We start from the raw sequence: 24,369 nt of genomic DNA on the forward strand, positions 1-24,369 counted from the left end.
CATTTCCGGGAGCTGAGTTCAGTGGCTGACGAGGGGCAACTCCGCGATTACCTCAAGCGGGCCATCGCCGACGCGCGCGATGCCCGCAAGCGGCTGCGCGAGGTCGAGGACCAGGCCCGGGAGCCGATCGCCATCGTCGGCATGGCCTGCCGGTACCCCGGCGGGATCTCCTCGCCGGAGGACCTGTGGCGGGTCGTCGCGGACGGGATCGACACGGTGGCGGGCTTTCCCTCCGATCGCGGCTGGGACCTGGACGCCCTGTTCGACCCGGACCCCGACCGGCCGGGCACGTCCACCACCAGCCAGGGCGGCTTCCTGCACGACGCCGGGCTGTTCGACGCCGGCTTCTTCGGGATCTCGCCGCGTGAGGCGCTGGCGATGGATCCGCAGCAGCGGTTGCTGCTGGAGACGTCGTGGGAGGCGTTGGAGCGGGCCGGCATCAACCCGTTGGCGTGGAAGGGGCGGGACGTCGGTGTCTTCACCGGCCTGTCCAGCCAGGGCTACGGCGTCGGCTCCGGGCCGGTCGCGCCGGAGCTGGAGGGCTTCGCCGGCACCGGCGCGGCCCCGTGCATCGCCTCCGGCCGCGTGTCGTACGTGTTCGGGTTCGAGGGCCCGGCGGTGACGGTGGACACCGGCTGCTCGTCGTCGCTGGTGGCGATGCACATGGCGGCTTTGGCGCTGCGGCAGGGCGACTGCTCGGTGGCGCTGGCCGGCGGCGCGATGGTGATGGCCAAGCCCGGCTCGTTCCTGTCGTTCTCCCGGCAGCGGGCGCTGGCCGCCGACGGCCGGTGCAAGGCGTACGCCGACAGCGCGGACGGCATGGGCCTCGCCGAGGGCGTCGGCGTGATCGTGCTGGAGCGGCTGTCGGTGGCGCAGGAGCGCGGGCACCGGATTTTGGCTGTGCTGCGGGGAACCGCCCTGAACCAGGATGGCGCGTCGAACGGCCTGACCGCGCCGAACGGTCCGTCGCAGCAGCGGGTCATCCGCGAGGCGCTGGCCAATGCCGGACTCGTTCCGTCCGATGTGGACATCGTCGAGGGGCACGGCACCGGCACGGTGCTGGGCGATCCCATCGAGGCGCAGGCGCTGCTCGCCACCTACGGCCAGGGCCGCGAGCCCGGCAAGCCGCTGTGGCTGGGCTCCGTGAAGTCGAACATCGGCCACACGCAGGCGGCCGCCGGCGTGGCCGGCGTGATCAAGATGGTGGAGGCGCTGCGCCGCGGCGTGCTGCCGCCGACCCTGCACGCGGAAACGCCCAGCAGCCAGGTGGACTGGACGGCGGGCGCGGTGGAGTTGCTGACCGAGGCGCGCGAGTGGCCGCGGGGCGACCGTCCGCGCCGCGCGGGCGTGTCCTCGTTCGGCATCAGCGGCACCAACGCCCACCTGATCATCGAGGAGGCTCCGGCCGAGGAGCCGGTTGCCGGCGTCGCTTTCGACGGGGTGTTGCCGCTCGTGCTGTCGGCGCGGAGCCTCGGTTCCCTGGCCGGGCAGGCGGATCGGGTGGCGGCGCTGCTGGAGCGGGCCCCGTTGGTGGGTATTGCCAACGCGTTGGCGGACCGGGCGCTGCTGACCGACCGGGCCGTGGTGGTGGCCGGGTCGACCGAGGAAGCCTTGGCCGGCCTGGGTGCGTTGGCGCGCGGCGAGAATGCTCCCGCGCTGGTGACCGGCAGCGTCGGTGACGCCGGCAAGCTGGTGTGGGTGTTCCCGGGCCAGGGGTCGCAGTGGGTCGGCATGGGCCGGGAACTGCTGGAGTCCTCGCCGGTGTTCGCCGAGCGGATCGCCGAGTGCGCGGCCGCGTTGAAGCCGTGGATCGACTGGTCGCTGGTGGACGTGCTGCGCGGCGAGAATCCCGGGCTTCTGGAGCGGGTCGACGTCGTGCAGCCGGCCAGCTTCGCCGTGATGGTCGGCCTGGCGGCGGTGTGGTCGTCGGTCGGCGTTGTCCCCGACGCCGTTGTTGGTCACTCGCAGGGCGAAATCGCCGCGGCCTGTGTTTCCGGGGCGCTGTCGTTGGAAGACGCGGCACGGGTGGTCGCGTTGCGCAGCCAGGCCATTGCCGCGAAGCTGGCCGGTCGCGGCGGCATGGCTTCCGTTGCGTTGTCGGAAGACGACGCGCTGATCCGGCTGGCCCCGTGGGCGGACCGGGTCGAGGTTGCGGCCGTCAACAGCCCCTCCTCGGTGGTCGTCGCCGGTGATGCCGAGGCGTTGGACGAGGCGCTGAAGTCGTTGGAAGAGCAGGGTGTTCGGGTTCGGCGGGTCGCGGTGGACTACGCCTCGCACACCCGGCACGTCGAGGACATCGAGGAGACGCTGGCCGAGGCGCTGGCGGGGATCACCGCGCAGGCCCCGCTGGTGCCGTTCCACTCGACGGTGACGGGCGAGTGGATCCGGGACGCAGGTGTCGTCGGCGCCGACTACTGGTACCGGAACCTGCGCAACCAGGTCGGTTTCGGCCCGGCGGTGGCCCGGCTGGTCGAGCAGGGCTTCACGGCGTTCGTTGAGGTCAGTGCACATCCGGTGCTGGTGCAGCCGGTCAACGAGATCGTGGACGACGCCGATGTCGTGGTCACGGGGACGCTGCGCCGGGACGACGGCGGCCGGCGCCGGCTGCTGACGTCGATGGCCGAGCTGTTCGTCCGCGGCGTGGCCGTGGACTGGAACAGCGTTTTACCGAAGGTTGCCGGGCACGTCGAGCTGCCGACCTACGCCTTCGACCACCAGCACTACTGGTTGCACGCCGAGGAAGCCGCCACCGACGCGGAGTCGCTCGGCCAGACGGCGACGGACCACCCGCTCCTGGGCGCGATGGTTCAGCTGCCCCAGTCCGAGGGCTGCGTCTTCACCTCGCGCCTGTCGCCGAAGACGCAGCCGTGGCTGACTGACCACGCCGTTCTCCCCAGCAGCGCGCTGGTGGAACTCGCCGTGCGCGCCGGTGACGAGGTCGGCTGCCCGGTGCTGGACGAACTCGTCACGGAGTCGCCGCTGGTCGTGCCGACGCAGGGCGTGCGGGTCCAGGTGGCGCTGAGCGGTCCCGGCGACCACGGCCTGCGCACGGTCGAGGTCTACTCCCGGCCCGACGACGCGGACGTGTGGACCCGGCACGCCACCGGCGTCCTGTCCGACGCCTCGGTCCCGGCACCGGACTTCGACTTCACGGCTTGGCCGCCGGCCGGCGCGGAGCAGGTCGGGGAGGCGATGTGGCAGCGCGGCGAGGAGACCTTCGCCGAGATCACGCTGCCCGAGGAGCTGCAGAAGGACGCCGCCGGCTTCGGCATCCACCCGGCGCTGCTGGACGCCGCCCTGTTGAGCGACGAGCCTCGGCTGCCGCTCGACTGGACCGGCGTCACGCTGCACGCTACCGGCGCTTCGGCGCTGCGGGTGCGGCTGGCGCCGGCCGGTGACGACGCCGTGTCGCTGGCGGCGGCCGACGGCATCGGCGGCCTGGTGCTGACCGCCGATTCGGTGGCGTTCCGGACGGTCTCCGTCGAGCAGCACGCCACCACCCGCGACTCGCTGTTCCGGGTGGAGTGGACCGAACTTCCCACGCCGGCAACGCAATCCGCCGACCCGGTCGAGATCCTGGAAGTGACCGGCGGCGACGATGCCCTCGCCGCTGCCTCGCACGTGTTGGCGGCGGTGCAGGCTTGGCTGGCCGGCTCGGACGAATCGCGGCTGGTGGTCGCGACCCGCAACGCCGTGCCCATCAACGGCGCGGTGACCGACCCGGCTGCGGGGGCGGTGTGGGGCCTGGTGCGGTCCGCCCAGGCGGAGAACCCGGACCGGATCGTGCTGCTGGATCTTGACGGTGACATCGACAAGGTCCTGGGCGCGGTCTTGGCCACCGGCGAGCCGCAGGTTGCCGTGCGCGGCAACGCCTTCTACGTCCCGCGTCTCGCCCGTGCCGACGAGCAGGTGCCGGAGGCACCGGCCGTGTTCCGTCCCGACGGTACGGTCCTGATCTCCGGCGCCGGTGTGCTCGGCGCGGTGCTCGCCCGGCATCTAGTCACCAGGCACGGCGTCCGCCGCCTCGTGCTGGCCAGCCGTAAGGGGCCGGCCGCCGACGGTGTGACGGACCTGATCGCCGAGCTCGAAAACGCCGAAGTCACGGCCGTCGCCTGCGATCTCGCCGACCGTGGCCAGGTGGCGGCACTGCTGGCCGAACACCGTCCGACCGCGATCGTGCACACGGCCGGCGTCCTGGACGACGGCGTGATCGGGGCCCTGACTCCGGAGCGGCTGGCCAGGGTCTTCGCCCCCAAGGTCGACGCGGTGCCGATCCTGGACGAGCTGACCCGGGACATGGACCTTGACGCCTTCGTGGTGTTCTCCTCCGGTTCCGGCGTGTTCGGCTCGCCCGGCCAGGGCAACTACGCGGCGGCCAACGCCTTCCTGGACGCGGCCATGGCCAACCGCCGGGCCGCCGGCCTCCCCGGTCTCTCGCTGGCCTGGGGCCTGTGGGAGCAGGCCACCGGCATGACCGCGCACCTCGGCGGCGCCGACCAGGCCCGCATGAGCCGCGGCGGCGTGCGACCGATGACCGCCGCCGAAGGCATGGATCTGTTCGATGCCTCGCTGATGTCCGACCAGGCCCTGCTGGTGCCGGTGAAGATGGACCTGCGCGAGGCACGGGGCGGCACCGTGCCGCACCTGCTCCGCGGCTTGGTCCGGCCGGGACGGCAGCAGGCGCGGACGGCGTCCACAAGCGACAGTGGCCTGGCCAAGCGGCTCGCCGGGCTCGCCCCGGCCGAGCAGGACGAGCTGCTGCTCGACCTGGTCCGCAACCAGGTCGCGGTCGTGCTCGGGCACGCCGGCGCGAATGCCGTCCGCCCGGACGGCGCGTTCAAGGACGCCGGCTTCGACTCGCTGACGTCCGTCGAACTCCGCAACCGGCTGCGCGAGGCGACCGGTCTGAAGCTGCCGGCCACGCTGGCCTTCGACTACCCGACCCCGGTGGTGCTCGCCCGCCACCTGCGGGCCGAACTCGGGGCGGGCGGGGATGCGTTGTCCCAGGTCAACACCCGGATCGAGGAGATCGAGTCGCTGATCGGCGGCCTGGCCCTCGACGAGTCCACGAGATCCGCCATGACGCTCCGGCTGCAGGGCCTGGTGGCCAAGTGCAACGGGGTCCGCGAGCCGGCCGGCGGCGTCGCGGTGGCGGAGCAGCTCGAAGCCGCGTCCGCCGACGAGGTCCTCGACTTCATCGACGCGGAACTCGGGCTGACCTGATCCCGGTTCGAGGCCCCGCCCCATCAACACCTTCGTGAGGACAGACGACAATGGCCACGGACGAGAAACTCCTCCAGTACCTCAAGCGTGTCACGGCCGAGCTGCACACTCTCAAGCAGCAGGGCTCGCGGCACGCCGACGAGCCGCTCGCCATCGTGGGCATGGCGTGCCGGTTCCCTGGCGGCGTGGCCTCGCCCGAGGACTTCTGGCGGCTGGTGTCCGGCGGGGCCGACGCGCTGTCCGACTTCCCGACCGACCGGGGCTGGAACCTGGACGGCCTGTTCGACCCGGATCCCGATCGTCCCGGCACCTCCTACGCCAGCCAGGGCGGGTTCATCGAGGGCGCTGGGGGTTTCGACGCCGGCTTCTTCGGGATCTCGCCGCGTGAGGCGCTGGTCATGGACCCGCAGCACCGGTTGCTGCTGGAGACGTCGTGGGAGGCGCTGGAGGACGCCGGTGTCGACGTGACGTCGCTCAAGGGCACCGATGTCGGCGTGTTCTCCGGCGTCTTCACCCAGGGCTACGGGGCCGGTTCGATCACGCCGGAGCTGGAGGGGTACGCCGGCACGGGGTCGGCTTCCAGCGTGGCCTCCGGCCGTGTGTCCTACACCTTCGGCTTCGAGGGCCCGGCGGTCACGATCGACACCGCCTGCTCGTCCTCGCTGGTGGCGATTCACCTTGCCGCGCAAGCACTGCGGCTGGGGGAGTGCTCGATGGCGCTGGCCGGCGGCGCGACCGTGATGCCGACGCCCGGCACCTTCGTGGCGTTCTCCCGCCAGCGCGTGATGGCCACCGACGGGCGGAGCAAGGCGTTCGCCGCCGCCGCGGACGGCACCGGCTGGTCCGAGGGCGTCGGCGTGCTGGTGCTGGAGCGGCTGTCGGTGGCGAAGGAGCGTGGGCACCGGATCCTGGCGGTGATCCGTGGCAGCGCGGTGAACCAGGACGGCGCCTCGAACGGCCTGACCGCGCCGAATGGTCCGTCGCAGCAACGGGTCATCCGCAAGGCGCTGGCCGGCGCCGGCCTCGTTGCGTCCGATGTGGACGCTGTGGAGGCGCACGGCACGGGTACCGCCCTCGGTGACCCGATCGAGGCACAGGCGCTGATCGCCACCTACGGCCAGAACCGGTCGACGCCGTTGTGGCTGGGATCGGTGAAGTCCAACATCGGCCACACGCAGGCGGCCGCCGGTGTCGCCGGTGTGATCAAGATGGTGCAGGCGCTCCGGCACGGCGTACTGCCGCCCACGCTGCACGTGGACGAGCCGACGCCGCAGGTCGACTGGTCGGCCGGTGCGGTGGAGCTGCTGACCGAGGCCCGCGACTGGCCGCGCACCGAGAATCCGCGCCGCGCCGGCGTTTCCGCCTTCGGAATCAGTGGCACCAACGCGCACGTCATCCTCGAAGAGGCTCCTCTAGACGAAGAAACCCCGGCCACGTCCGGGACTCCCACGGGCGCGGTGCCGCTCGTCCTGTCGGCGAGCAGCTCGGCTTCCCTTGCCGCCCAAGCGGATCGGCTGGCGTCGTTCCTCGACGACACTGAGCTGCCGCTGGGGCGCGTGGCCGGGGCGCTGCTGTCCGAGCGGGCGCTGCTGAACCACCGCGCGGTGGTGGCCGCCGGTTCGACCGGGGAGGCGCTGGCCGCGCTGCGTGCGCTGGCCAACGGCGAGGCAGCTCCCGGCGTGGTGACGGGGTCGGGTGTGGACGGCAAGGTCGTGCTGGTGTTCCCGGGCCAGGGTTCGCAGCGGGTGGGCGCGGGCCGTGAGCTCTACGAGCGGTATCCGGTGTTCGCGCAGGTCTTCGACGAGGCGTGCGAACACCTGGACGCGGCGCTGACCGGCTGGACCGACCACCCGGTGAAGGACGTGGTGCTGGGTCGCCTGCCGCGCAGCGCCGACCTGTTGAACCAGACGGTGTTCACCCAGGCCGGGCTGTTCGCGGTGGAGAGCGCGCTGTACCGGCTCGTCGAGTCGTGGGGCGTGCGGGCCGACGCGGTGATCGGCCACTCGATCGGCGAGATCACCGCCGCCTACGCCGCCGGTGTGCTGTCGCTGGCTGATGCGGCACGGATCGTCGCCGCGCGGGGCCGGATGATGCAGGCCCTGTCGCCGCACGGGGCGATGGTCGCCGTGGCCGCGAGCGAAGCCGAGGTGGCCGACCTGCTGGGCGACGGCGTGGAGCTCGCGGCGATCAACGGCCCGACCTCGGTGGTGCTGTCCGGCGACAACAACGCCGTGCTCGCGGCGGCCGACCGGCTGCGCGAGCGTGGCCACAAGACGAAGCAACTCGTTGTCTCGCACGCGTTCCACTCGCACCAGATGGAGCCGATGCTGGCCGACTTCGCCGCCGCGATCGCCGACGTGGCGTGGCAGCCGGCGGTGATCCCGGTGATCTCCAACGTCACCGGCCGGCTGGCTGAGCCCGATGAGCTCGCCGACCCGCGGTACTGGGCCGAGCACGTGCGCCGGCCGGTCCGGTTCGCCGACGGCATCGCGGCCGCGGCGGAGTACGGCGCCGACCTGTTCGTGGAACTGGGTCCGGGCGCGGCCCTGACCGCGATGGTCACCGAGACCGCCGCCGAGGCGATCTGCGTGCCGGCGCTGCGCGACGGCCGCCCGGAGGACCAGACCCTGCTGGCCTCGGTGGCGGAGCTGTTCGTGCGCGGCGTGACCGTGGACTGGAGCAGCCTGCTGCCCGAGGCCACCGGGCACGTCGACCTGCCGACCTACGCCTTCGACCGGCAGAACTACTGGCTGCCGCCCGGCGAGGCGGCGACCGACGCCGCGTCCCTGGGGCAGTCGGCGGTCGACCACCCGCTGCTGGGCGCGCTGGTGCGGCTGCCGCAGTCCGACGGCGTCGTGTTCACGTCCCGGCTGTCGCTGCGGACGCACCCGTGGCTGGCCGACCACGTCATCGGCGGCGTGGTGCTGGTCGCCGGCACCGGGCTGGTCGAGCTGGCCGTCCGGGCCGGCGACGAGGTCGGCTGCTCGGTGCTCGAGGAACTCGTCATCGAGCAGCCGATGGTCGTCCCGCAGCACGGCGGCGTTCGGGTGCTGGTGTCCGTCGGCGCCCCTGGTGCCACCGGGTCGCGCAGCTTCGACGTGTATTCGCTGCGTGAAGACGGCGACGAGTGGATCCGCCACGCCACCGGCTTCCTGTCCGACGGGCCGGCCACGCGCGGCACCGGCTTCGACTTCACCGCCTGGCCGCCGGCCGGCGCCGAGCGGGTCGAGGTCGGGGACTTCTACCCCGGGCTGGTCGAGAGCGGTTACACCTACGGACCGTCGTTCCAGGGCCTGCGGGCGGTGTGGCGGCGCGGCGAGGAGATCTTCGCCGAGGTTGGTCTGCCCGAGGAACTGCACAAGGACGCCGGCCGGTTCGGCATCCACCCCGGGCTGCTGGACTCCGCCCTGCACGCCGGCATGATCGCCGTTGCGGCGGCGGAGGAATCCGGCCCGCCCGTGCTGCCGTTCGCGTGGAACGGCATGGCCCTGCACGCCGCCGGTGCCTTGGCGCTGCGCGTACGGGTCGTGTCGGCCGGCCCCAGCGCCATCTCCGTGGAGGCCGCCGACGAGGCCGGTGGGCTTGTCGTGTCGGTGGATTCCCTGGTGTCGCGGCCGGTGTCCACCGAGCAGTTGGACGCGGCGGCGGCCCGGACCCGCGACGCGCTGTTCCGCGTGGAGTGGACGGAGGTGCCGGCCGATGCACAGCCGGTGCCGGCCGACGTCGCCACCCTGGAGGTCGCCGGCGAGAACGACGCCCTGGCCGTGACTTCCCGCGTGCTGGCGGCTGTGCAGGAATTGCTGGCAGCTGAGGACTCGCGACTCGTGGTCGTGACTCGCGGTGCGGTGCCGGCCAATGGCGTCGTCACCGATCCGGCCGCGGCGGCGGTGTGGGGTCTGGTCCGGTCCGCCCAGGCCGAGAACCCGGAGCGGCTCGTCCTGCTCGACGTCGACGGCGACATCGAGCCGGTGCTGGGCGCGGCGCTGGCCACCGGTGAGCCGCAGGTGGCAGTCCGAGGAGGCAAGTTCTACGCCCCACGCCTGGCCCGTGCGGATGTCACGGAGGCGCCGGCGGTGTTCGGTCCACACGGGACGGTCCTGGTCTCCGGCACCGGCTCGCTGGGCGCACTTGTCGCACGGCACCTGGTGTCCCGGCACGGCGTCCGCCACCTGGTCCTGACCAGCCGGCGCGGCCGTGACGCCGACGGCATGGCGGAACTGCTTGCCGAGCTGGAAAACCAGGGCGCAGAGGTGACGGCCGTCGCCTGCGATCTGGCCGATCGCGACCAGGTGGCGTCGCTGCTGGCCGAGCACCGTCCCACCAGCATCGTGCACACGGCCGGTGTCCTGGACGACGGCGTGATCGCGGCGTTGACGCCGGAGCGGCTGGCGACGGTGTTCGCGCCGAAGGTCGAGGCGCTGCGGCATCTCGACGAGCTGACCCGGGACATGAACCTCGACGCCTTCGTGGTGTTCTCTTCCGCCTCGGGCGTCTTCGGCTCGGCCGGCCAGGGCAACTACGCGGCGGCCAACGCCTTCCTGGACGCGACCGTCGCCCAGCGGCGCGCAGCCGGCCGGCCGGGCGTGTCGCTGGCCTGGGGCCTGTGGGAGCAGACCGATGGCATGACCGCGCACCTCGGCGGTGCCGACCAGGCGCGGATGAGCCGCGGCGGCGTCCTGGCCATCGGGCCGGCCGAGGGCATGGAGCTGTTCGACGCCTCGCTGGCGTCCGAGCAGGCCCTGCTGGTGCCGGTGAAGCTGGACCTCCGGGCCTCCCGGGCCGACGTGCCGCACCTGCTGCGCGGCCTGGTCCGCCCGGCCCGGCAGCAGGCGCGGGCGGCGGCCACCGACGACAGCGGGTTGGCGCACAAGCTGGCCGGACTCGCTCCGGCCGAGCAGGAGGCCCTGCTGTTGGACCTGGTCCGCGGCCAGGTCGCGTTCGTGCTCGGCCACGCCAGCGCCGACGCCGTCGCGGCGGACACGGCGTTCAAGGACGCCGGCTTCGACTCGCTGACCTCGGTCGAACTCCGCAACCGGCTGCGCGAGGCGACCGGCCTCAAGCTGCCGGCCACGCTGGTCTTCGACTACCCGAACCCCCAGGTGCTCGCGCGTCACCTCCGTGACGAACTGGGCGACACCGCGGCCGGCACGCCGGCGACCGTCGTCACGGCGGCGGCCCCCGACGAGCCGATCGCCATCGTGGGCATGGCCTGCCGGCTGCCGGGTGGCGTCGCCAATCCGGACGACCTGTGGCGACTGGTGTTCGAGGGCCGCGAGGGCGTGTCGCCGTTCCCCGACGACCGGGGATGGAACCTCGACGAGCTGTTCGACGCGGACCCCGACCGCACCGGCACGTCCACCACCAGCAAGGGCGGATTCCTGCAGGGTGCGGGCCTGTTCGACGCCGGGTTCTTCGGCATCTCGCCGCGTGAGGCGCTGGCGATGGATCCGCAGCAGCGGTTGCTGCTGGAGACGTCGTGGGAGGCCCTGGAGAGCGTCGGCGTCGACCCGAACTCGTTGAAGGGCACCGATGTCGGCGTCTTCACCGGCGTGTCGGCGCAGGGCTACGGCATCGGCGTCGCCGCGCCGGAGCTGGAGGGCTTCGCCAGCACGGCCGGGGCGTCGAGCGTGGCCTCCGGTCGTGTGTCGTACGTCTTCGGCTTCGAGGGCCCCGCAGTCACGATCGACACGGCGTGCTCGTCGTCGCTGGTGGCGATGCACCTTGGCGCGCAAGCGCTTCGGCAGGGCGAGTGCTCGATGGCGTTGGCCGGTGGCGTGACCGTGATGGCCACGCCGGGCACCTTCGTGGCCTTCTCTCGGCAGCGGGGCCTCGCCGGTGACGGCCGCTGTAAGGCGTACGCCGACGGCGCGGACGGCACCGGCTGGGCCGAGGGCGTCGGCGTTGTTGTCCTGGAACGGCTTTCCGTCGCCCGGGAACGCGGGCACCGGATCCTGGCCGTGCTGAAGGGAAGCGCGGTGAACCAGGACGGCGCCTCGAACGGCCTGACCGCGCCGAACGGTCCGTCCCAGCAGCGGGTGATCCGCCGGGCCCTGGCCAGTGCTGGCCTTTCGCCGTCCGATGTGGACGTTGTCGAGGGTCATGGCACCGGGACCACCCTGGGCGACCCCATCGAGGTGCAGGCCCTGCTGACCACCTACGGCCAGGACCGGGAGCCCGGCAAGCCGCTGTGGCTGGGGTCGATCAAGTCCAACATCGGCCACACGCAGTCCGCGGCGGGCGTGGCCGGCGTGATCAAGATGATCCAGGCGCTGCGGCACGACGTGCTGCCGCCGACGCTGCACGTGGACGCGCCGACGAGCCAGGTCGACTGGTCCGAGGGCGCGGTGGAGCTGCTCACCGAGGCGCGGGAGTGGCCGCGCAACGGGCATCCGCGCCGCGCGGGCGTCTCGTCGTTCGGCGTCAGCGGCACGAACGCGCACGTGATCATCGAGGAGCCACCGCTGGACACGACAATCGACGAGGTCGTGTCCGGCGGTGTTCTGCCACTGGTGGTTTCCGCGCGAAGCGCGGGATCCCTGGCGGGGCAGGCGGGGCGCCTCGCGGCGTTCATGGAGGACGCCGACGGGGCGTCACCGGCCGGCGTGGCCCGGGCGTTGTTGTCCGGGCGCGCCGTGTTCGGTGAGCGCGCGGTCGTGGTGGCGGAATCCCGTGAGGAGACGCTGGCCGGCCTGCGGGCGCTGGCCCTGGGCGAGAAGGCCGCCGACGTGGTGGTCGGCAAGGTGTCGGCCTCGGGCGTGCCGGGCAAGCTGGTGTGGGTGTTCCCGGGCCAGGGCACGCAGTGGGTCGGCATGGGCCGCGAGCTGATGGACGCCTCCCCGGTGTTCGCGGCGCGGATCGCCGAGTGTGCCGCCGCACTGCAGCCGCACGTCGACTGGTCGCTGGTGGACGTGTTGCGCGGCAACACCGATCCGGCCCTGATGGACCGGGTCGATGTCCTGCAGCCGGCCAGCTTCGCCATGATGGTCGGCCTGGCGGCGGTGTGGTCGTCCGTGGGGCTGAAGCCCGATGCTGTGGTCGGCCACTCGCAGGGCGAGATCGCGGCGGCCTGCGTCGCCGGTGCACTGTCGCTTGTGGACGCAGCAAAGGTGGTTGCCCTGCGCAGCCAGGCCATCGCCACCACGCTGTCCGGCCGCGGCGGCATGGCTTCCGTCGCGCTGAACGAAGAAGACGCTCTGAACCGGTTGCAGCCGTGGGCCGACCGGGTCGAGGTGGCGGCGGTCAACAGCCCCACTTCCGTGGTAGTCGCCGGTGACGCCGAGGCGTTGGACGAGGCGCTGAAGTCGTTGGAGGCCGACGGTGTCCGGGTGCGGCGGGTTGCGGTGGACTACGCCTCGCACACGCGGCACGTCGAGGACATCGAAGGCACGCTGGCCGAGACCCTCGCCGGGATCACCGCCCAGGCGCCGGCCATTCCCTTCTACTCCACGGTGATCCGCGACTGGATCGAGGACGCCCGTGTGGTCGACGGCGGCTACTGGTACCGGAACCTGCGCAACCAGGTGCGGTTCGGGCCGTCGATCGGCGACCTGATCGCCCACCGGCACGGGGTCTTCCTGGAGGTCGGCGCCCACCCGGTGCTGGTCCAGCCGATCACCGAGATCACCGACGACACGGACGCGATCGTCGTCGGGTCGCTACGACGGGATGAGGGTGGCCTGCGGCGGCTGCTGACCTCCATGGCGGACCTGTTCGTCCGCGGCGTCGCGGTGGACTGGAACGGCATCCTGCCCGCCGCGACCGGTCGGGTGAGCCTGCCGACCTACGCCTTCGACCACCAGCACTACTGGCTGCGTGCCACGGAGACCGCCACCGATGCGACGTCGCTCGGGCTGGCCGGGGCCGACCACCCGATGCTCGGCGCGGTCGTGCAGCTGCCGCAGTCCGACGGTCTGGTCTTCACCTCACGGCTGTCGCTGCGCACCCACCCCTGGCTGGCGGACCACGCCGTCAAGGGTGTTGTGATCATCCCCGGCACCGGGCTGGTCGAGTTGGCCGTGCGGGCCGGCGACGAGGCCGGTTGCTCGGTGCTCGACGAACTCGTCATCGAGGCGCCGCTGGTGGTGCCCCGCCGGGGCGGGGTCCGCGTGCAGGTCGCGGTGAGCGGCCCTGACGACAACGGTTCCCGCACGGTCGACGTGTTCTCCCGGCGTGACGACGACAACAGCGGGGAGTGGACGCGTCACGCCACTGGTGTGCTGACCAACGCACCCGTGGCACAGCAACGGTTCGACTTCGCGGTGTGGCCGCCGGTCGACGCGCGGCCGGTGGACATCAGCGACGGCTACGGCCGGCTGGCCGAGGTCGGCTACGAGTACGGGACGACATTCCGGGCCGTGCGGGCGGTCTGGCGGCGTGACGACGAGATCTTTGCCGAGATCGCGCTGCCGGAGGACCGCCGCGAGGATGCCGCCCGGTTCGGCATCCATCCCGCGCTGTTGGACGCGGCCCTGCACTCGACGATCCTGATCGCCGACGGGGAATCGGACGAGCGGGAGGTGTCGCTGCCGTTCGCGTGGAACGGCCTGCGGCTGCACGCCGCCGGCGCATCCGTGCTGCGGGTGCGGATCACCAACCCCGAGCCCGACGCGATGTCGCTCGAAGCCGTGGACGAGACCGGCGGCCTTGTCGTGACGATGGATTCCCTCGTCGGCCGGCCGATCTCCCGCGAGCAGCTCGACGCGGCGGCGGCCGGCACCGCCCGCGCGAACTCCTTGTTCCGGGTGGACTGGACCGGCCTGCCGGTGGCGCTGGGACAAGTCGCGCCGTCGTGGGTGGCGGTGGCCGACGCGGAACAGGTGGCGACGCTCGCCGACGACGTGCTCTCGGGCAACGCCGAGGCGCCAGCGGTCGCGATCATGGAGGCGACCGGCGGCGACGTGCTGGAGCTGACCACCCGCGTGCTGGACGTCGTCCAGTGCTGGCTGGACGGCGGCGGGTTCGAGGAGACGCGGCTGGTGATCGCCACCCGCGGCGCGGTGCCCGCCGGCGACGGCGCGGTGACCGACCCCGCCGGCGCAGCGGTGTGGGGCCTGGTGCGCGCCGCGCAGGCGGAGAACCCGGACCGGATCATCCTGCTGGATGTCGACGGTGACGTCGAACCCGTACTGGGCGCGGTAATCGCCAGCGGCGAGCCGCAGGTTGCCGTCAGGGGCACGGCGTTGTCGGTGCCGCGACTCACCCGCGCCGCCGGCCAGCTGCCGGACGTGCCGGCGACTTTCCGTCCGGAAGGGACGGTTCTGGTCACCGGCGGCACCGGGTCGCTGGGCAGCCTCGTCGCCAAGCACCTGGCCGGCCGGCACGGGGTGCGGAACCTGGTGCTGACCAGCCGGCGGGGCCCGGATGCCGAGGGCGTGGACGCGCTCGTCGCCGACCTCGCCGAGCAGGGCGCGAAGGTGTCGGTCGTGGCCTGCGACATGGCCGACCGCGACCAGGTGGCGGCCCTGCTCACCGAGCACCGTCCGACCGCTGTCGTGCACACGGCCGGCGTCGCGGACGCGGGGGTCATCGGGACGGTGACCCCGGAGAAACTGGCGGAGGTGTTCGCGCCGAAGGTGGACGCGGTTCGGCATCTGGACGAGCTGACCCGCGACCTCGACCTCGACGCCTTCGTCGTCTACTCGTCGGTGTCGGCGGTGTTCATGGGCGCGGGCAGCGGCAGCTACGCCGCCGCGAACGCGTTCCTGGACGGGCTGATCGCCCACCGCCGGTCACTGGGGCTGCCTGGGTTGTCGCTGGCGTGGGGACTCTGGCAGCAGACCACCGGCATGGCCGCCGGCACCGACGACCTGGCCAAGACCCGGATGAGCCGGCGCGGCGGCCTGCTTTCCCTGAGCCCGGACGAAGGCATGGAACTCTTCGACGCGGCACTGGGTTCCGGGCAGCCGCTGCTGGTGCCGGCCAAGCTGGACCTCGGCAGCGTGCGGGCGGACGCGGCGGCCGGCACGGCCGTGCCGTACCTGTTGCGCAACCTGGTCCGGGCGGGCCGGAAGCAGGCGCGCACGGTGAACGTCGGCGACGAGCGCGGGCGGCTGGCCGAGCGACTGGCCGGATTGCCGGCGGCGGAACAGAAGCAGGTCCTGCTCGACGTGGTGCGGGCGCAGGTGGCTTCGGTGCTCGGTTACGACGCGAGCCACCACATCGACGCCGACCAGGGCCTGTTCGAGCTCGGCTTCGACTCGCTGACCGCCATCGAGCTGCGCAACCGGCTGCGCGACATCACCGACCGCAAGATCGCGGCCAACCTCGTCTTCGCGTACCCGACCGCCGAGATGATCGCCGCGCACCTGCACGAGCTGACGACCGCCATGGCGATCTGAAAGAGGGTGACGACGTGTTCGACGTGGACCGCTACCTCCGGCGGATCGGCTGCGACGGTATGACCGGCGTGGATCTGGAAACGCTGCGAACGCTGCAGAAGCGGCATCTGATGGCGATTCCGTACAACAGCCTGGCCTACAGCGTCGATGACGGCATCGAGATCGTCGACCTTGACGACGACGAGGTGTTCGAGAAGACCATTGTGGACGGTCAGGGCGGCGCCTGCTACCACCTCAACCGGATGTTCCACCGGCTGCTGGCCGAACTGGGCTACGACGTGTCCCTGCTGGCCGGCAGCACCGCCGAGGGCCGGCAGAACTTCGGCACCGACATCGAGCACATGTTCAACCGGGTCACCCTGGACGGCGACGAGTGGCTCGTCGACGTCGGCTACCCGGGCCCGACCTACGTGGAGCCGGTGCGGGTCGGCGACGAGGTGCAGCGCCAGTACGGCAGCCAGTTCCGGATCGTCGACCACGAAGGCGGATTCGCCCTGCAGCGCCGGGGAGCGGCCACCCGCTGGGGCGTGACCTACACGTTCACCACGAAGGCGCGGCAGTGGAGCGACTGGAAGGAACTGGAGGACAACTTCCGGGAGCTGGTGGCCGACTCGGGTCGCACCGACACCCAGGAGGTGTTGTGCGGCCGGGCTTTCGGCGACGGCCAGGTCTTCCTGCGCCAGCGCCGGCATCTCACCGTGCGCAACGGCCGTGAGCAGGTGCGCACGATCACCGACGACAACGAGCACCGGATGCTGCTGGACCGCATCCTCTCCGGCGACGACCTCGACTGAGCTCGCGCTGGGCAGAAGGGGGAAAACGAATGAAGAACGAGGGTCGTCCGGTCGCGTGGTTCGCCGACTTCTACTGGACCGCCTACGAGTCCTACGTCCGCTACATCCACGACATCGACGGCGAGGAGCAGGACTCGGACGTCACGGAGACCTTGGAGCTGACGCCGTGACGACAACGATCCCGGTCCGCCTGGGGGAGCGCTCGTACGACGTGCTCGTCGGGCCGGGCGTGCGCACGGCGGTCGCCGACGTGATCCGGCGGCTGGGCGCGAAGCGGGCCGTCGTGGTGTCGGCCCGTCCGAAGGAGTGGGTGCCCGACACCGGAGTGGAGACGCTGCAGCTGCCGGCCCGGGACGGCGAGCCGGACAAGCGACTGTCCACAGTAGAAGCTCTGTGCGGCGAGTTCGTGCGGTTCGGGCTCACCCGCTCGGACGTCGTCGTCTCCTGCGGTGGCGGCACGACCACCGACACGGTCGGCCTCGCTGCGGCGCTGTACCACCGAGGCGTGGCCGTGATCCACCTGCCCACGTCACTGCTCGCGCAGGTGGACGCCAGCGTCGGTGGCAAGACGGCGGTGAACCTGCCCGAGGGCAAGAACCTCGTCGGCGCGTTCTGGCAGCCCAGCGCGGTGTTGTGCGACACCGACTACCTGTCGACCCTGCCGCGGCGCGAGATACTGAACGGCCTCGGGGAGATCGCCCGCTGCCACTTCATCGGCGCCGGTGACCTGCGCGGGCTGCCGCTCGAAGAGCAGATTGCCGCCAGCGTCACCCTCAAGGCCGGGGTCGTGGCGGAGGACGAGCGGGATTCCGGCAAGCGGCACCTGCTCAACTACGGCCACACCCTGGGCCACGCGCTCGAACTGGCCACCGGATTCGGGCTGCGCCACGGCGAAGCGGTCGCCATCGGCACGGTCTTCGCCGGCCGGCTGGCCGGCGTGCTGGGCCGAATTGATCAGTCCCGAGTGGACGAACATCTCGCGGTCGTCGGCCACTACGGCCTGCCCACCGCGCTGCCCGAGGACGTCGACCCCGACGGCCTCGTCCGGCAGATGCACCGGGACAAGAAGGCGCTCAGCGGCCTCGGCTTCGTCCTGGACGGGCCTGCCGGCGCGGAGCTCGTGACCGACGTGCCGGAGGATGCCGTGTTCCGCGCCCTCGCCCAGATGCCCCGAGCCCCGCTGGACAAGCTCATCGGGGCCGTGACGGCATGAGACGTTTCCCTTGCGGCGACCGACATCTGACCCGGTTGCTGACCGAGGCGCTGGCCCGACCCGCCGTACAGCAGCCATGCTGGCCGGACCCGGAGCGCGCCGCCGCCGTCGTCGACCACCTGCACAGCGCGGCGCCGATCGTGTCGCCGCACGAGACGGCCCGGCTGACCGAGCAGCTCGCGGCCGTCGCGCGCGGCCAGGCTTTCCTACTCCAGGGCGGTGACTGCGCCGAGACCTTCGCCGACAACACCGAGCCGCACCTGCGCGCCAACCTGGAGACGCTGCAGCAGATGGCGGCCGTGCTCGCCGAGGCGGCGGGCATGCCGGTGGTCCAGATCGCCCGTATGGCTGGCCAGTACGCCAAACCGCGGTCCAATCCCGTCGACGGGCACGGCCTGCCGGTCTACCGCGGCGACATCATCAACTCCGCCGACGCCACGCCCGAGGCTCGAACTCCCGATCCGGACCGGATGCTGCTCGCGCACGCCAACGCCGCCGGCGCGATGGACCTGGTCCGCGAGCTGGGCGGCGGCGAGGTCTACGTCAGCCACGAAATGCTGCTGCTGGACTACGAACGCGCCGTGCTGTGGGCGGACAACACCGGCACCGAGCCCCGAGTGGCCAGCGGGCTGGCGCACTTCCTGTGGATCGGTGAACGCACCCGCCAGCTCGACGGCGCCCACATCGCCTTCGCCGAGCTGCTGTCCAACCCGATCGGCCTCAAAATCGGCCCGGGTGTCACGCCGGAACTGGCCGCCGAGTACGTGGAGCGGCTGGACCCGCACGGGACGCCGGGCCGGCTGACATTGGTGTCCCGCATGGGACACGAGCTCGTCCGCGACGTGCTGCCGCCGATCGTGGACAAGGTCACCGCCTCCGGGCACGAGGTGGTCTGGCAGTGCGATCCCATGCACGGCAACACAAGTACTTCGGGCAACGGCTACAAGACCCGGCACTTCGACCACGTGGTCTCCGAGATCGCCGGCTTCTTCGACGTGCACCGCGGACTGGGCACGCATCCCGGCGGCATCCACGTCGAGGTGACGGGCGAGGACGTGACCGAATGCCTCGGCGGCGCCTCGGGAATCGCCGAGGCCGACCTGCCGGCGCGCTACCGGACGGCCTGCGACCCGCGGCTCAACGCCGAGCAGTCGCTGGACCTCGCCGCGTCCGTGGCGGAGCTGCTGCTCGACCGCCGACGCGTCCAGGAGGGGGTCTGATGACCGCGATCAGTGGAACCACAAGGCTTTACGTCGTCCTCGGCGATCCCGTCACGCAGGTCCAGTCGCCGGGGATGATGAACCCGCTGTTCGAGCAGCTGGGCATCGACGCGGTGCTGGTTCCCGTGCACGCCAAGCCCGAACACCTCGACGTGGTCGTCCGCGGGCTGCGCGCGGCCGGCAACGTCGACGGCATCTTCGTGACGGTGCCGCACAAGGTGGCGATCGTGGCGCTGGCCGACCGGTGCAGCCCGATGGTGGAGATCACCGGCAGTGCCAACGCGATGCGGCGTGAGGCCGACGGCCGTTGGTACGCCGAGAACTTCGACGGCCTAGGCTTCGTCACCGGCCTGACCGACGCCGGCCACGACCCGAAGGGCAAGCGGATCACGCTGGTCGGGGCCGGCGGCGCGGGCAGCGCCATCGCGGCGGCGCTGCTGGCCGCTGGCGCGGACCGGCTGTCGATGTGTGACCCGGACACCGCGAAACTCCAGGCGCTGCAAACCCGTCTGGAATCGCACTGGCCGGACCGGACCGTCATCTCGGACACGCCGGAGCTGGCCGGGGCCGACATCGTCGTGAACGCGACACCGTTGGGCCTGAAGGCCGATGACCCGTTGCCATTCCGGCCGGATCTGCTGTCACCGGGTTGTGTTGTGGCGGACATCATAATGAAACCCCGCGAAACCCGTCTTCTCCGCGAAGCCGCAGCTCGCGGCCACGAGGTCCATTACGGAATCCACATGCTCGACGGCCAGTTGGACTCCTACCGCGCCTTTTACGGCCTGGACGACTACCAGACCTAGGGATGTGGACCGCCGCGGTGCGTCCATACCATGGCTTGAGAGGCTGAGTCATATTTCTCGCCGAAGGACCGTCTTTCACGCTTTTTCTCGATCGGACCCACCACGGAGAATCGGAGAGACATGAACGCGCGACAGGCACCAGAATTCCCCGCGTGGCCTCAGTACGACGACGCCGAGCGGGACGGCCTGATCCGTGCGCTCGAGCAGGGCCAGTGGTGGCGCATGGGCGGGGACGAGGTGAACTCCTTCGAGCGCGAGTTCGCCGAGCACCACGGCGCCGAGCACGCCCTCGCGGTCACGAACGGCACGCACGCGCTGGAGCTCGCCCTGCAGGTGATGGGCGTCGGCCCGGGCACCGAGGTCATCGTGCCGGGCTTCACGTTCATCTCCTCCTCCCAGGCGGCCCAGCGGCTGGGCGCGGTGACGGTCCCGGTCGACGTCGACCTGAACACCTACAACATCGACCCGGCCGCCGTCGCCGCCGCGATCACGCCGCGCACCAAGGTGATCATGCCCGTGCACATGGCCGGCCTGATCGCCGACATGGACGCGCTGGCCAAGATCTCGGCCGAGACCGGCGTGGCCGTGCTGCAGGACGCCGCGCACGCGCACGGCGCGCGCTGGCAGGGAAAGCGGGTCGGCGAGCTGGGCAGCATCGCCACCTTCAGCTTCCAGAACGGCAAGCTGATGACCGCAGGCGAGGGCGGCGCCGTGGTGTTCCCCGAGGGCGAGACCGAGAAGTACGAGACGGCCTTCCTCCGCCACAGCTGCGGCCGCCCCCGCGACGACCGCCGCTACCTGCACCAGATCTCCGGTTCCAACATGCGGCTCAACGAGTTCTCCGCTTCCGTGCTGCGGGCGCAGCTGCGCCGCCTGGACGAGCAGGTCGCGCTGCGCGACGAGCGCTGGGCACTGCTGTCCAAGCTGCTGGGCCAGATCGACGGTGTCGTGCCGCAGGGCGGCGACGTGCGTGCCGACCGCAATTCCCACTACATGGCCATGTTCCGCGTCCCCGGCATCACCGAGGACAAGCGCAACGAGCTGGTGGACCGGCTCGTCGCCGCCGGCCTGCCGGCGTTCGCGGCGTTCCGCGCGATCTACCGCACCGACGCCTTCTGGGAGTTCGGCGCGCCGGACGAGACCGTCGAGCAGATCGCCGAGCGCTGCCCCAACACCGACGCCATCAGCCAGGACTGCATCTGGCTGCACCACCGCACCCTGCTGGCCGGCGAGCCGGAGATGCACGCCACGGCCGAGATCGTCGCCGGCATCGTGGCGGGGGCATGAGCGAGCTTGCGAGCGAATCATTCAACGCAGAGCGTCCGCGAACGCGGACGCCGAGCGCTAGCGAGGCGCCCGCAGTGAGCGTGCGGGTCGCCGTCGTCGGGCTCGGGTGGGCGGGGCGTGAGCTGTGGCTGCCCCGGTTCCGCGAGCACGCCGACTTCGAGGTGGTCGCCGCCGTCGACGCCGATCCGGCGTCGCGGCAGGCGTTCACCGAGGAGACGGGCATTCCCGCGTACCCCGCGATCGATGCCCTGACCGCGTTCGACATCGACCTGGCCGTCGTCGCGGTGCCGAACCACCTGCACGTCGAGGTGGCCGGCGCGCTGCTGGCCGCCGGGATCTCCGTGTTCATCGAGAAGCCGGTGTGCCTGACCTCGGCCGAGGTCGACGTCCTGGCGGCGGCCGAGCGCACCGGCGGCATGCTGCTGGCCGGCAGCGCCGCCCGCTACCGCGGCGATGTGCAGGCGTTGCACCGGCTCCTGCCCGACCTGGGCGAGATTCGGCACGTCAGCCTGGGCTGGGTCCGGGCCCGGGGCGTGCCGCGGGCGGGCGGCTGGTTCACCCAGCGCGACAAGGCCGGCGGGGGAGCGCTGTTCGACCTCGGCTGGCACCTGCTCGACACGCTCGCCTTCCTGGCCGGCCCGGCCGCCTTCACGCAGGTGATCGGCGTGACGTCGGACGACTTCGTCAACGCTGGCGCGTGGCGGGCGGCGTGGCGGCAGGACGAGCCCGGCGCGGCCGCCGCCGACGTGGAGGACACCGCGCGCGGCTTCCTCGTCCGTGAGGACGGGATTTCCGTGTCGCTGCGGGCAAGTTGGGCCTCGCACCAGGACAAGGACGTCTCGCTGATCCAGGTCGAGGGCAGCGGCGGCATCGTGGAACTGCGGTGCACCTTCGGGTTCAGCCCCAACCGCGACCCCGAGCCGGTGCTGACGCTGGCCCGCGAGGGCACGACCACGCGGGTCGCGCTGCCGACCGAGCCGATCGGCGTCGAGTACGGCCGGCAGGTGGACCGGCTGGCCGCGATGCTGGCCGACCCCGCCACCCGGGGGCAGGCGCTGGCCGAGGCCCGCCCGATCGTCTCGGTGATCGAGAACTTCTACGCGTCGGCCGGCTCCGCGCGGGCCCGGCGGGCGGTGCCCGCGTACCAGTAGAGAGGTGCCCCATGGCGTACCCGATCGTCGACCGGCCCGATGCCGAGGCGGATCCCTCGGTCTCGGTCAGGCACGCGGTCATCTTCGATCTCGACGGTGTCGTCGTCGACAGCTTCGCGGTGATGAGCGAGGCCTTCGCCATCGCCTACAACGAGGTGGTCGGCGACGGTCCCGCGCCGTTCAAGGAGTACCGGCGCCACCTCGGCCGGTACTTCCCGGACATCATGCGGATCATGAACCTACCGCTGGAGATGGAGGAGCCGTTCGTCCGCGAGAGCTACCGCCTCGCCGACCAGGTCCACGTCTTCGACGGCATCCTGGAACTGCTGCTCACGCTGCGGGTGCGCGGCATGAAGCTGGCCATCGCCACCGGCAAGACCGGGCCGCGTGCCCGGGACCTGCTCGGTCAGCTGGGCCTGCTGCCGTTCTTCGCGCACGTCATCGGCTCGGACGAGGTGCCCCGGCCGAAGCCGGCCCCGGACATGGTGTTCCACGCGCTGGACCTGCTGGGCGTGGAGCCGGAGAAGGCCATCATGATCGGCGACGCGCCGACCGACATCGCCAGCGCCCAGGGCGCCGGCGTCGCCGCGGCCGCCGCGCTGTGGGCCCCGCCGGACGACATCGGCGAGCTGCTTGCCGCCGGCCCCGACGTGGTGCTGCAGCGGCCGGCCGACCTGCTCGCGCTCTGCCCGGCCGTCCCCGCCGTTCGCTGACGCGTGGAGACGGCCCACTACCTCGGCATCGACGTCGGCGGCACGAAAGTCGCCCTGCGGGCCGAGAACGACGCCGGGTGTGTCCAGGAGACCTCGTTCGCCTGGGCGCCCCGGCTCAGCGCTGCCCGGGATCTCGACCAGCTCGCCGAGCACGTCGCCAAGATGCGGGCACTGCTCGGAACGCCGTTGCGAGCGGTCGGCGTTGCCATGCCGGCGACCGTCGACGCCGAAGGTCGGGTCACCGCCTGGCCCAGCCGTCCGGAGTGGACGGACGTCGACTTCGGTGCGGCGCTGCGAAAGCTGTTCCCCGAGGCGGCCGTCGTCTGTGCGGACGACGGTGATGTCGGTGCGTTGGCCGAGGCGCGGGCGGCCGGCTGTGACGACCTGCTCTACATCGGCGTCGGCACCGGTATCGGCGGCGGTCTCGTGCTGCGCGGCGAGCCGTGCCCCGGGCTCGGCCGGGGATCGTTCGAGATCGGGCACGTCATCGTCGACCTGGGCGGAGCTCGGTGTGTCTGTGGCCGGCGCGGCTGCCTGCAGGCGATCGCCTCCGGCCCGGCCACACTGCGCCGCGCGGAGTTGTTGCGGGGCGCGGCCGTCCCCTTCGACGAGCTGCGGGATGCGTTGCAAGACGAGGAATCCTGGGCCGTCACGGCGATCGACCAGACCTGCCGGGCCCTGGCCGCGGCGGTCGCCGGCGTGCAGGAACTGGTTCATCCGCAACGCGCGCTGATCGGCGGCGGTTTCGCGGCCGGCATCCCCGAGATCATCGACCGGGTGGCCGCGCATCTCGCCGCGCTGGCGCGGCCCGGCCACGACCCGCTGCCGGTCGCGCCGGCCAAGCTCGGCGGCCTGTCTTCGTTGCACGGCGCGGTGTCGCTGGCCCGCCTGATCGGGCAGTGAGCCTCAGCCCGGGCCGGCAGTGACCACTCTCGCCCTGCCTCTCAGCCCTCGCCGCCGCTGCGCAGCAGCGGCATCACGACCGTGTCGATGATCTCCTCGAGCGTCTCGTCCGGCACGGGCTTGAGGGTCTGCAGCATTTCCAACTGCAGCATGGTGAACGGCAGCCCCCGGATCCGGGCGGACAGCCGCGAAGGCTCGATCTCCCCGCGCGCGGCGGCCCGCTCGTAGACGACGTCCAATGCGTGCGGGCGGCCGTACCGGATGGCGTCGCGCAGGTCGGCGGGGTTGGTGCCGGACTCCTCGAAGTAGCCGGCCAGGTGCACGCCCATCATGGTGACGAACTGCGCCCGCGTCCGGCTGATCTCCCGCATCAGGGCCAGCAGGTCGCCGCGCAGCGAGCCGGTGTCCTCGGGCGCCTGGACCCGGTTGCGCTCCAGGACGTGCACGATCGTCGCGCGCATCAGCTCGAGCCGGTCGCTCCAGCGCCGGTACAGCACCGGGCGGCTGGTGCCGGCACGCGCCGCGACGGCGTCCATGGTGAAGCGCGCGTAGCCGCCTTCCTCCAGCTCCTGCCAGGACGCGTCCAGCAGCGCCTGTTCCAGGACCGCGCCCCGTCGCCGCTCGCCCATCGGTACTCCCTCACTCACGTGCAAGACACACTTGCGTATCTTAACCGGCCGACCTACAGTAGCCGTCAATAAGAAACAGCGACGTATCTTGGG

The 24,369-nt window shown here is 71.9% G+C and carries 12 protein-coding genes; 11 read left to right on the forward strand and 1 reads right to left on the reverse strand.

The genetic code is table 11. The annotated features are described in order from the left end of the window. The first annotated feature begins 21 nt into the window (after window positions 1–21). From BJ998_RS24680 to BJ998_RS24730, 11 genes are all read left to right on the forward strand, one after another. Complete coding sequence (locus BJ998_RS24680) at window positions 22–5,223, forward strand: type I polyketide synthase (protein WP_184865280.1); 5,202 nt, start codon at window positions 22–24, stop codon at window positions 5,221–5,223. Between the two features lie 50 nt (window positions 5,224–5,273). Then, window positions 5,274–15,560 carry a type I polyketide synthase gene (locus BJ998_RS24685; protein WP_184865282.1) on the forward strand — a complete coding sequence of 3,429 codons (10,287 nt, stop codon included), beginning with the start codon at window positions 5,274–5,276 and terminating at the stop codon, window positions 15,558–15,560. Between the two features lie 59 nt (window positions 15,561–15,619). Continuing rightward, the gene (locus tag BJ998_RS24690; protein WP_184868906.1) at window positions 15,620–16,354 is read left to right on the forward strand and encodes an arylamine N-acetyltransferase; all 735 of its coding nucleotides are present in this window, start codon (window positions 15,620–15,622) and stop codon (window positions 16,352–16,354) included. 29 nt (window positions 16,355–16,383) lie between these two features. Beyond that, entirely contained in the window at window positions 16,384–16,524 is a 141-nt protein-coding gene (locus BJ998_RS24695; protein WP_184865284.1) for a hypothetical protein, read from the forward strand. After that, window positions 16,521–17,567, forward strand: a complete 1,047-nt coding sequence (locus BJ998_RS24700; RefSeq protein ID WP_184865286.1) for a 3-dehydroquinate synthase family protein — start codon at window positions 16,521–16,523, stop codon at window positions 17,565–17,567. The genes BJ998_RS24695 and BJ998_RS24700 overlap by 4 nt, the downstream gene beginning before the upstream one ends. After that, the gene (locus BJ998_RS24705; protein WP_184865288.1) at window positions 17,564–18,787 is read left to right on the forward strand and encodes a 3-deoxy-7-phosphoheptulonate synthase; all 1,224 of its coding nucleotides are present in this window, start codon (window positions 17,564–17,566) and stop codon (window positions 18,785–18,787) included. The genes BJ998_RS24700 and BJ998_RS24705 overlap by 4 nt, the downstream gene beginning before the upstream one ends. Then, complete coding sequence (locus BJ998_RS24710) at window positions 18,787–19,593, forward strand: shikimate dehydrogenase family protein (protein WP_184865290.1); 807 nt, start codon at window positions 18,787–18,789, stop codon at window positions 19,591–19,593. The genes BJ998_RS24705 and BJ998_RS24710 overlap by 1 nt, the downstream gene beginning before the upstream one ends. 120 nt (window positions 19,594–19,713) lie before the next feature. After that, window positions 19,714–20,880, forward strand: a complete 1,167-nt coding sequence (gene rifK, locus BJ998_RS24715; RefSeq protein WP_184865292.1) for a 3-amino-5-hydroxybenzoate synthase — start codon at window positions 19,714–19,716, stop codon at window positions 20,878–20,880. Window positions 20,881–20,954: 74 nt separating this feature from the next. Then, entirely contained in the window at window positions 20,955–22,031 is a 1,077-nt protein-coding gene (locus BJ998_RS24720) for a Gfo/Idh/MocA family protein (RefSeq protein WP_184865294.1), read from the forward strand. A gap of 11 nt (window positions 22,032–22,042) precedes the next feature. Continuing rightward, the gene (locus BJ998_RS24725; RefSeq protein WP_184865295.1) at window positions 22,043–22,744 is read left to right on the forward strand and encodes an HAD-IA family hydrolase; all 702 of its coding nucleotides are present in this window, start codon (window positions 22,043–22,045) and stop codon (window positions 22,742–22,744) included. 3 nt (window positions 22,745–22,747) lie between these two features. Next, window positions 22,748–23,647: an ROK family protein gene (locus tag BJ998_RS24730; protein ID WP_184865297.1), complete on the forward strand. Its 900-nt coding sequence runs from the start codon at window positions 22,748–22,750 to the stop codon at window positions 23,645–23,647. A gap of 41 nt (window positions 23,648–23,688) precedes the next feature. Here the strand turns inward: BJ998_RS24730 and BJ998_RS24735 are convergent, their stop codons facing one another. Then, the gene (locus tag BJ998_RS24735) at window positions 23,689–24,276 is read right to left on the reverse strand and encodes a TetR/AcrR family transcriptional regulator (protein WP_184865300.1); all 588 of its coding nucleotides are present in this window, start codon (window positions 24,274–24,276) and stop codon (window positions 23,689–23,691) included. Between the last annotated feature and the right edge of the window lie 93 nt (window positions 24,277–24,369).

Origin of the sequence: Kutzneria kofuensis (assembly GCF_014203355.1) — a bacterium.
Classification (GTDB): domain Bacteria; phylum Actinomycetota; class Actinomycetes; order Mycobacteriales; family Pseudonocardiaceae; genus Kutzneria; species Kutzneria kofuensis.

Coding starts and splice junctions, on each gene's coding strand:
- BJ998_RS24685 (WP_184865282.1), top strand. CDS start 5,274: ATGGCCACGGACGAGAAACTCCTCCAGTACCTCAAGCGTGTCACGGCC.
- BJ998_RS24690 (WP_184868906.1), top strand. CDS start 15,620: ATGACCGGCGTGGATCTGGAAACGCTGCGAACGCTGCAGAAGCGGCAT.
- BJ998_RS24695 (WP_184865284.1), top strand. CDS start 16,384: ATGAAGAACGAGGGTCGTCCGGTCGCGTGGTTCGCCGACTTCTACTGG.
- BJ998_RS24705 (WP_184865288.1), top strand. CDS start 17,564: ATGAGACGTTTCCCTTGCGGCGACCGACATCTGACCCGGTTGCTGACC.
- BJ998_RS24710 (WP_184865290.1), top strand. CDS start 18,787: ATGACCGCGATCAGTGGAACCACAAGGCTTTACGTCGTCCTCGGCGAT.
- rifK (WP_184865292.1), top strand. CDS start 19,714: ATGAACGCGCGACAGGCACCAGAATTCCCCGCGTGGCCTCAGTACGAC.
- BJ998_RS24725 (WP_184865295.1), top strand. CDS start 22,043: ATGGCGTACCCGATCGTCGACCGGCCCGATGCCGAGGCGGATCCCTCG.
- BJ998_RS24735 (WP_184865300.1), bottom strand. CDS start 24,276: ATGGGCGAGCGGCGACGGGGCGCGGTCCTGGAACAGGCGCTGCTGGAC.